Annotated in this window: 8 protein-coding genes and 1 pseudogene; 3 read left to right on the top strand and 6 right to left on the bottom strand. The window is 40.0% G+C overall.

What is annotated here, in order from left to right; all coding sequences use genetic code 11:
* Positions 1-183: 183 nt before the first annotated feature.
* Together groEL and ACFIK0_RS02360 are read left to right on the top strand one after the other, a co-directional pair.
* A pseudogene (groEL, locus tag ACFIK0_RS02365) lies at positions 184-380 on the top strand (chaperonin GroEL); the annotation flags it as partial.
* Between the two features lie 928 nt (positions 381-1,308).
* Entirely contained in the window at positions 1,309-1,731 is a 423-nt protein-coding gene (locus tag ACFIK0_RS02360; RefSeq protein WP_375663415.1) for a hypothetical protein, read from the top strand.
* 321 nt (positions 1,732-2,052) lie between these two features.
* Here the strand turns inward: ACFIK0_RS02360 and ACFIK0_RS02355 are convergent, their stop codons facing one another.
* Genes ACFIK0_RS02355 through ACFIK0_RS02340 form a run of 4 tightly spaced genes read right to left on the bottom strand, consistent with a single transcriptional unit; the run spans position 2,053 to position 3,277 of the window.
* Positions 2,053-2,253 (bottom strand): hypothetical protein, encoded by a 201-nt coding sequence (locus ACFIK0_RS02355; RefSeq protein WP_273790904.1) that lies wholly within the window; start codon positions 2,251-2,253, stop codon positions 2,053-2,055.
* A complete protein-coding gene (locus tag ACFIK0_RS02350) occupies positions 2,246-2,458 on the bottom strand; it encodes a hypothetical protein (RefSeq protein WP_273790903.1) in 213 nt (70 codons plus the stop codon). Before ACFIK0_RS02350 ends, ACFIK0_RS02355 begins: the two co-directional genes overlap by 8 nt.
* The gene (locus tag ACFIK0_RS02345; protein ID WP_273790902.1) at positions 2,382-2,618 is read right to left on the bottom strand and encodes a hypothetical protein; all 237 of its coding nucleotides are present in this window, start codon (positions 2,616-2,618) and stop codon (positions 2,382-2,384) included. The genes ACFIK0_RS02350 and ACFIK0_RS02345 overlap by 77 nt, the downstream gene beginning before the upstream one ends.
* Complete coding sequence (locus tag ACFIK0_RS02340) at positions 2,615-3,277, bottom strand: lysozyme (RefSeq protein WP_375662753.1); 663 nt, start codon at positions 3,275-3,277, stop codon at positions 2,615-2,617. The genes ACFIK0_RS02345 and ACFIK0_RS02340 overlap by 4 nt, the downstream gene beginning before the upstream one ends.
* Before the next feature lie 654 nt (positions 3,278-3,931).
* On the opposite strand from ACFIK0_RS02340, the gene ACFIK0_RS02335 reads away from it, so the two are divergent.
* On the top strand, positions 3,932-4,210 hold the full coding sequence (locus ACFIK0_RS02335) for a hypothetical protein (protein WP_375637791.1): 279 nt from the start codon (positions 3,932-3,934) through the stop codon (positions 4,208-4,210).
* Between the two features lie 173 nt (positions 4,211-4,383).
* Here ACFIK0_RS02335 and ACFIK0_RS02330 read toward each other — a convergent pair whose 3' ends face one another.
* Both ACFIK0_RS02330 and ACFIK0_RS02325 read right to left on the bottom strand, forming a co-directional pair.
* Positions 4,384-5,310: a YopJ/AvrA family T3SS effector serine/threonine acetyltransferase gene (locus ACFIK0_RS02330; RefSeq protein ID WP_375643300.1), complete on the bottom strand. Its 927-nt coding sequence runs from the start codon at positions 5,308-5,310 to the stop codon at positions 4,384-4,386.
* A 341-nt stretch (positions 5,311-5,651) separates the two neighbouring features.
* The gene (locus ACFIK0_RS02325; protein WP_375630972.1) at positions 5,652-6,596 is read right to left on the bottom strand and encodes a YopJ/AvrA family T3SS effector serine/threonine acetyltransferase; all 945 of its coding nucleotides are present in this window, start codon (positions 6,594-6,596) and stop codon (positions 5,652-5,654) included.
* Between the last annotated feature and the right edge of the window lie 940 nt (positions 6,597-7,536).

Here is a 7,536-nt window from a genome sequence, read left to right as displayed (position 1 = left end):
AGCCTTCTGATCACAACAGAAGCAATGGTTGCTGAAGTTCCAAAGAAAGATACACCAATGCCTCCGATGCCTGCTGGCGGAATGGGTGGAATGGGCGGAATGGATTTCTAAGCTCTTATTCCATAGACGTAATAAAGAAACGGGTCTTCTGTGCCCGTTTTTTTTTATGCTTTTTCATGTTTTTCAACCGGTGAATTTGGTGATTTGATTGCTTTCAAGAATTGTTGATCCTGTGAAAGTTTTTGCGTTCTGCTCTTCAGAATGCGGCTTCAATTGCGAGCCTTCTGATCACAACAGAAGCAATGGTTGCTGAAGTTCCAAAGAAAGATACACCAATGCCTCCGATGCCTGCTGGTGGAATGGGTGGAATGGATTTCTAAGCTCTTTTCCATAGAAATAATAAAGAAACGGGTCTTCTGTGCCCGTTTTTTTATGCTTTTTCACGTTTCATACGAATTTTCCTTTTATGACAGTTTCTTTATCTTATAGGATTGTTCTACTCTCCTCTGGTTGATCTACCGTCATTGTGAATGAAGCTCACTCTTAATCCATAGCTTTTTCTCTTGTTTTTATGAAATGTTTCTATTGTGTGGGGATCGTGGTTTCCTTTGAAAATATTGTGCTAATAAAAATATAACTCTTTGACTTATAGTCATTTATTCCTAATACAGTTCTATTTTTTCATTTTAGGTTTATGTATGCACCGTTAAAAAATCCTGTGTTTGTGCTTCATAAGGTGAGAGGTCACTACGGTTTTATGAACCAACGCAATCATTAAAAGTCAGTAGCTAAGAGTTAGTACCTATTGAGCGTTGGAAAGACAGAGTTGAAAAGAGCATGATGGGGCTGGGTTGTTTTTTTATGAATAAGATGCTGGTATTTCAAGCTTTTGCATAGGAGAATAAGCATCTCTCTGTTTCGTTGATCTCTGAAATGGGGAGACTGCTCCATTTGAGAAGCTTAAAGATAAAAGCTAATTTTTCGCCTTGCTCTCATCTTTTTTCGGTAAGTTCATCACCTAAACTGGAGCCAAACCCATGTGGTTATACTCAAGTTCTGTTTGTTGCCTATATTGTGACAGAAAATTCTTGAGTGGGGAGCAATTTTTGAGCTAAGGGGACCATGACAGGTAGCCGAAAAAAATCATTACGAGACAGTAGGCGCGCTTGTTTTAGAATTTTTAATGCTTCTGATGATAAAGGCACGCGAAATTCTGTTGTAGCCTCATGCCTTCTTTTCATATTTTCGAACCAAGGATTTTCCATATATTCTCTTCAACTTGACCTTTATGCATAGAACATAAGGGCATTGGGAGGCAGGGCATTGGGAGGCAGGGCATTGAGAGGCAGGGCATTGGGAGGGTGGAAATTGAGAGGCAGGGAATTGAGAGGGTGGGAATTGGGAGGCAGGGAATTGGGAGGCAGGGAATTGGGAGGCAGGGCATTGGGAGGCAGGGCATTGGGAGGCAGGGCATTGGGAGGCAGGGCATTGAGAGGCAGGGCATTGGGAGGCAGGGCATTGAGAGGCAGGGCATTGAGAGGCAGGGCATTGGTGGGAGGCAGGGCATTGGTGGGAGGCAGGGCATTGGGAGGCAGGGAATTGGGAGGGTGGAAATTGGGAGGGTGGGAGGAGCCGGCTTGCTTTTTTATTCAACGTAAAGATGAGAAGTTTTATGTAAGGCTACCATTACATTGCTTGTTTATGCGCTTCTTTAAAAGAAATGTCTTTTAATACAAATTCTTGGCAATGCTATTTATGAAGAGTATAAAATCATTTGGATATCAATAGTTTATTAAAAAAATGTACGTTGGTATGATCCTTTTCTTATGTTACCAAAGTTGCTGACTTACGCGTTGGTTAAAAATCTCTCTTCATGCCCTTAAATTCATTTCATGAAAGCGTTTGTGAAGAGCACGACGTTTGTGAGGCGTGTAAAAATTTCTCGTGAGACGTGAAAAAATCATCAATAAAATCTCCGTGTTTTCAAAAAATAACGAATGGCTTTTTATATTTTAAAAAAAGATTTAACACGTCTCACGTTTTTTATTTATTTTAGAGCTGAATATTCGATTTTTGTGTAAAAATACTTCCCAGCACATCTATGATCCGTGAAAAATCAAGTGCTAATAAGAAAATGATGAATATAATCCACTTCGTATAGCGTGACATCATTTTTACACTTTTATACGTTGTGATGATTTCTTGTAGGATTTCTTTTTCCTTTTCTGTAAGCTCTGTTTTTTTTCTAGCCATGTTTCCACCCACACAAGCCTTCCCCTTGTTTGTTATGCTTTAAAATATCTCTTGCGAGATTTGAACTAATGATATTGAGATCTTTTTTGTCTAAATAAATGGGCATCCAACCAACGCAAGAAAAAGGCTCATTGATTGTTTTTATCGCGCAACCAGTGAGTAAGAGCAGCGCGTACATCAGCATCACTTTTTTGATTAATTTCATTTTCCACCTCTAGCCGTGTTGTTGATGACTTTAGCGTTTTTTCTATTTGCTTTTGTTGTTCAACCTTCTTTCCAAGAGTGAAAGCTTTTGCTAAAGCGATAAAAAAAGCGGTCAGAGCCGCTCCTGTTATCATCAGATTTTTTTTCAACCACCACATCATAAGCGCTGCTCCCGAAACCGTTTTGCCACAAAGAAAATACCAACGCAGGCGGCTAAAACCATAATGGTTGCCAATGCCCATTGGATGGGACCATTGCCTGCCAATAAGCCCCCAAGTCCAGAAAAAGAACCAATAATCGGTGTAAGCGCTTCTGCTTTGAAAAATCCCATGGGTGTTTGCGTTTCTACGGTTTGGTAGTTGGGAGAAACATAAGCCCCTTTTGCCCATAATCCCGATTCTGCTGCACGACGGTGCACTAAACCGTGAAGACGTTTTCCTCCTGCTTTAGTCCACTTTTGTAACTCAGCAGGGACGGCTTCATATTCGCCATTATTGAGTTTTTTGAGCAGGGTCGAATTACAAAAAGCCGATGTTCCTATATTATAGCAAAACGATACGAGCGCGGCGAATTGTTCATCCGTTAAGGAAACCCGCACATGTTTTTCAACGGTATTCTCAAATTGTCTTAAATCTTGAGAAAGAACTTCTTCTGCTTGTTTTTCAGTAATGATCATGCCCTTGTGAACGAACGGTTTGCCAGCCGTGCTGGTATGACCATAGCCGATTGTCCACACCCCGATGGCATCTTTATAGGCATGTAAACGCAATCCTTCCCATTGTTTAATGAGTGCAAGCCCTGCTTTAGATATTTTTCTCATTTGCTTCTCCATAAAATAAAGCCTCACGGTAACGTGAGGCTGGTTGACAGATTAAAAATGAAATTTTTCACGCTTCAAAAACAGAAGAGATGTGAAACTTTTATGAAATCAAAAGGTTGGTTGTGACATCTTAGGGAATGGGGATAATGGTTGGCTAAGAGGGGTAATGGTTGGGCAAGAGGGGTAATGGTTGGGCAAGAGGGGTAAATAGTTGGGCAAGAGGGGTAAATAGTTGGGCAAGAGGGGTAAATAGTTGGGTAAGAGGGGTAATGGTTGGGCAAGAGGGGTAAATAGTTGGCAAAGAGGGGTAATGGTTGGGCAAAGAGGGGTAATGGTTGGGCAAGAGGGGTAAATAGTTGGGCAAGAGGGGTAATGGTTGGGCAAGAGGGATAAATAGTTGGGCAAGAGGGGTAAATAGTTGGGTAAGAGGGGTAAATAGTTGGGCAAAGAGGGGTAATGGTTGGCAAAGAGGGATAATGGTTGGGCAAGAGGGGTAATGGTTGGCAAAGAGGGATAATGGTTGGGCAAAGAGGGGTAATGGTTGGCAAAGAGGGGTAAATAGTTGGGCAAGAGGGGTAAATAGTTGGGCAAGAGGGGTAATGGTTGGGCAAGAGGGGTAATGGTTGGGCTGGTGTTTTCCGTTAAGAGAGGTTGTTGATTTTAAGACCTTGTCCTGGTGTTTTTGATGGAGCCTTCTTGGTGGGGGCGGTTGTTTGGTTGATGCACGATAAGCGTGGTCTATTGCGGTTGTTTGGTCGTATGGCATTGATGTGGGGGTGTTTGAGATACGAAGTGGATACTCTCAGAAAAACAAGACATATGCTTTTACTGAAGACGAAAGCATTAAATATTTTATGTATCAAGCGTTTTGCTTATCCAAATAGTCTCATTATTACAAAGAGCTTTGGGCTAACAAGAGCTTTGGAATTTTGATACAATTTTAAGAGGGGATGGTTTTTATAGGACAATGGTGCTTTTTCTTTAAGAGGAAAGTTGTTTGCTATTTTTGTTTTATGAGCGCAAAAGCTGGTTTGCTTAGAGAAATCTTAGCTGTAAAGCAGCCTCTCTTCGTTCTTTGATGAATAGGAATATGGAAAAAGCCTCAATTACATCGATAAAGATTTGTATTCAGTGAGCCTTTTTTGGTGGGAGGAAACAGAAACAGTTTTTCCTTCTGTTGTTCTTAAGTTTTTTTCAAATCTCTCCCTCAGGGTTTCACCTTTTTTGTTTACTGTTTCATGTTCAGCATCCGGATTGGCTTTTAAATAGTGTTCTAGACGTCTTCTTCCTTGTGTGTGTTTATAAAAAGTGGTTGGAAGATAGGAATCTAACTTTTCAGCAGATAAAGATGAATTTTGTTCACATAATGCACCCTTAACATTATCTTTGTGCAATCTTGCTAATTTATCAGATTCAAGATGAAGCTTTTTGGCAAGGCTTAAGCTGAACATCCCACATTCAGAAGAGCTTCGCTGAATATCCATTTCTGCCGTGGTAAAAGAATAAGGAGGCAGTTGAAGACATTGAAGGGTTTGATTTATTTTTATCCCTAGTTTGCAAGCTGTGATATTCTGAAATGTTGTAGGTTCAAGCATAATCAAAGAGATTTTGTCATCAACTTTTTGATAATCAAGGACGGCAAAGTGGATTTTGCTTCCCGAATTGACTATAAATCGGGCAGATTTCGCGTCGCTCTCAACGACTTCTTTTAGTGCGTGCGAAAACTCTTCTGCTGTAAGAGCCAATTTGAGATTCATGTCTGGATATTTGCTGTTTGCTTTTTCTACGAGAGCCGGCATCAATCTAATATCTGTGTTTTCATAATAAGCGTTAATCCAACGGCCGGTGACGAGATCATCTTCTAAGCCTGTAATAATATCTTTTAATTCGTCAGAACTTGGTGCAACATGTTCTTCTTCTGTTTGGATGGAACTTTGCATCAAACGTGCAATAAGGTCTTCTAAGGATTCATTTGCACTTGCCCCTTCTGGTGTTTGTGAGGAATGAGGGAGGGAAGAATCTTGTGGCTTCATACTATTAGCCTCCATATTGATAATTGGTAGAAAATAATATTTTCTTCAATTCTGGCTAAACAATGTTTGCAGGAAAGATTTTTTAGCTAAAAAAAACAAAGAGATGCAATCATCTTTATTTAAAAAAATTGTTACGAAAGACAAAACCCCACGCTTTTCAGAGTCAAAGGCAAGGTATCTTTTTGTCTTTTAAGAGATCATGTTGCTTACTGTTTGCATCTTTAGCTCTTTACTTCTTTCAAAGGGAAAAGAAGATTTGCTAACAGCAACTTATATCTTACCGTAAAGCCGCAGAGCTTCATTCTTTGTGGATGTGGAATAGGGCTATGGCCAAATGCTTATTACATCATTAGAGATTTGTATTCTGTTGCTCTTTTTCTGTGTTGTGAAACAGAAACAGTTTTTGTCTCTGTTGCCACCAAGCTTCTCTCAAACCTCTCTCTTAGGGTTTCGCCTTTTTTGTTTACTTTTTCATGTGCTGCTTCTGGATTGGCTGTTAGATATTCCCTAAGACGTCTTCTGCCTTGCACGTGTTTGTATAAACGAGCTGGAAGATATGGATCTAATTTTTCAGCAGGTAAAGGCGTATCTGGTTCACATAACACACCCTTAATATTATCTTTGTGTAGTCTTTCTAATTTTTGAGCTTCGAGATAAAGCTTTTTAGCAAGGCTTAAGCTGAACATCCCACATTCAGAGGAACTGCGTTGAATATTCATTTCTGCCATGGCAAAATGAATGTTAGGCAATTGGTGATGTTCAATGGATTGTCGCGTTCTTAATGCCAGTAAGGCGGGGAGTGTGTCACGCAGTGAGGTAGGTTCTAAAAATATCAGAGATGTCTTGTCCCCTATGGTTTGATGATCAATGACAGCAAAATGAATTCCCCTATCTTTTGCGTTAACGATCAGCCTAGAAGATTTTATGCCCTTTTCGAGCGTTTCTTTTAGTGAGAGTGCAAAGTCGTCAGGTGTCATTGCAAGTTTAAGATTCATCTCTGGATATTTACGATTTGCTTGATCTACCAAGGCTGGCATCATGTAAAGATCTAAAATGTCATAATAATTTTTGATCCAACTGCCATCGGCATTATGTTGTTCTAAACCAGCAACAATATCTTTTAACTCGGCACGGTTGAAAGGAGTGTTTTTTATTTTTTCGATGTTAAGCCGTTCTAAATGTGCAGCAAGAGTGTCTAATGATGCATTTGCATGCGCCCCTTCAGGTGCGCTTGCGCCTTCTGGTGTTTGTGAGGAATGAGGTGGGGGAGAATCTTGTGGCTTCATAATCTTAGCCTCCATGCTGATGATCGATAGGTGATATTATCTTCTTCAATTCTGGCTAAACAATGTTTTGAAAAAAAGCCTTTGCATCTTGAAAGGTGAGGCGATGAGAGCATAATGATGCCGTTTTCATATTTTTATGCGTGTATTGCTCATCATTGCTGTGATGTATGATATTGGTATTTTATGGGGGGATTATTAGGGCGTTCTGTTGGGAGCCCTTAGTGAATACGACTTGTTTTGAAAATCTCAAAATTATGGGGCTGTTGGTGATGCAAATTGGGTGATGCAAAAGAAAACAGTCAGAAAAAGACGAAAGATACCTTCAAACCGTAAAGTTTTAAACATTGTCGCGAAACACACTGTTTATAACAGTCTATAATAACTTATAATAGTCTATAATAATGCGAAAATTTTATGATGAAATCTGGACGCAGAAAACCCCTTACCGCACCTGTCATTAAATACGATTTTTCATATTCTGTCAACCGCAAAACGATTATTTTTCCTTTTTTATCGTGGAAAAAAATCTACAGAAAAAAGCTCATTCATTAGCTATGCAGCAAAATATCTTGTTTTAATGGAAAAGTTTTTGATGTGGCAAAAAACATTTTCTCCTTTGAGAAAGGCGTGGACAAGATGAAGGGAGAATTGTGGTTTTGAAATCCGTGGTATTTTATTGATAAAATTGGGAAGGCGGTGGTTGGATGGTGTTGCGGGGGCAAAGCTTTAGGTGTTGCGCAGAGGGTGTTCCGAGGGGGATGACGAGGTGGGGTGTTCCGTGGGTGGTTAGAGGCGTGATGGCTCTTCGAGTGGCTGTTGGGGTCTCTAAAGGTTTCTGTATAAAGATTTATTGAGTAAACGCTTTTTCTCCTTTGAGAAAGGCGTGGACAAGATGAAGGGAGAATTGTGGTTTTGAAATCCGTGGTATTTTATTGATGAA

The sequence above is a fragment of the Bartonella sp. CL63NXGY genome, from assembly GCF_042194905.1.
GTDB lineage: Bacteria > Pseudomonadota > Alphaproteobacteria > Rhizobiales > Rhizobiaceae > Bartonella.
Note: the sequence above shows the minus strand (reverse complement) of the source record. Positions and strands in the feature narration are given on the sequence as shown.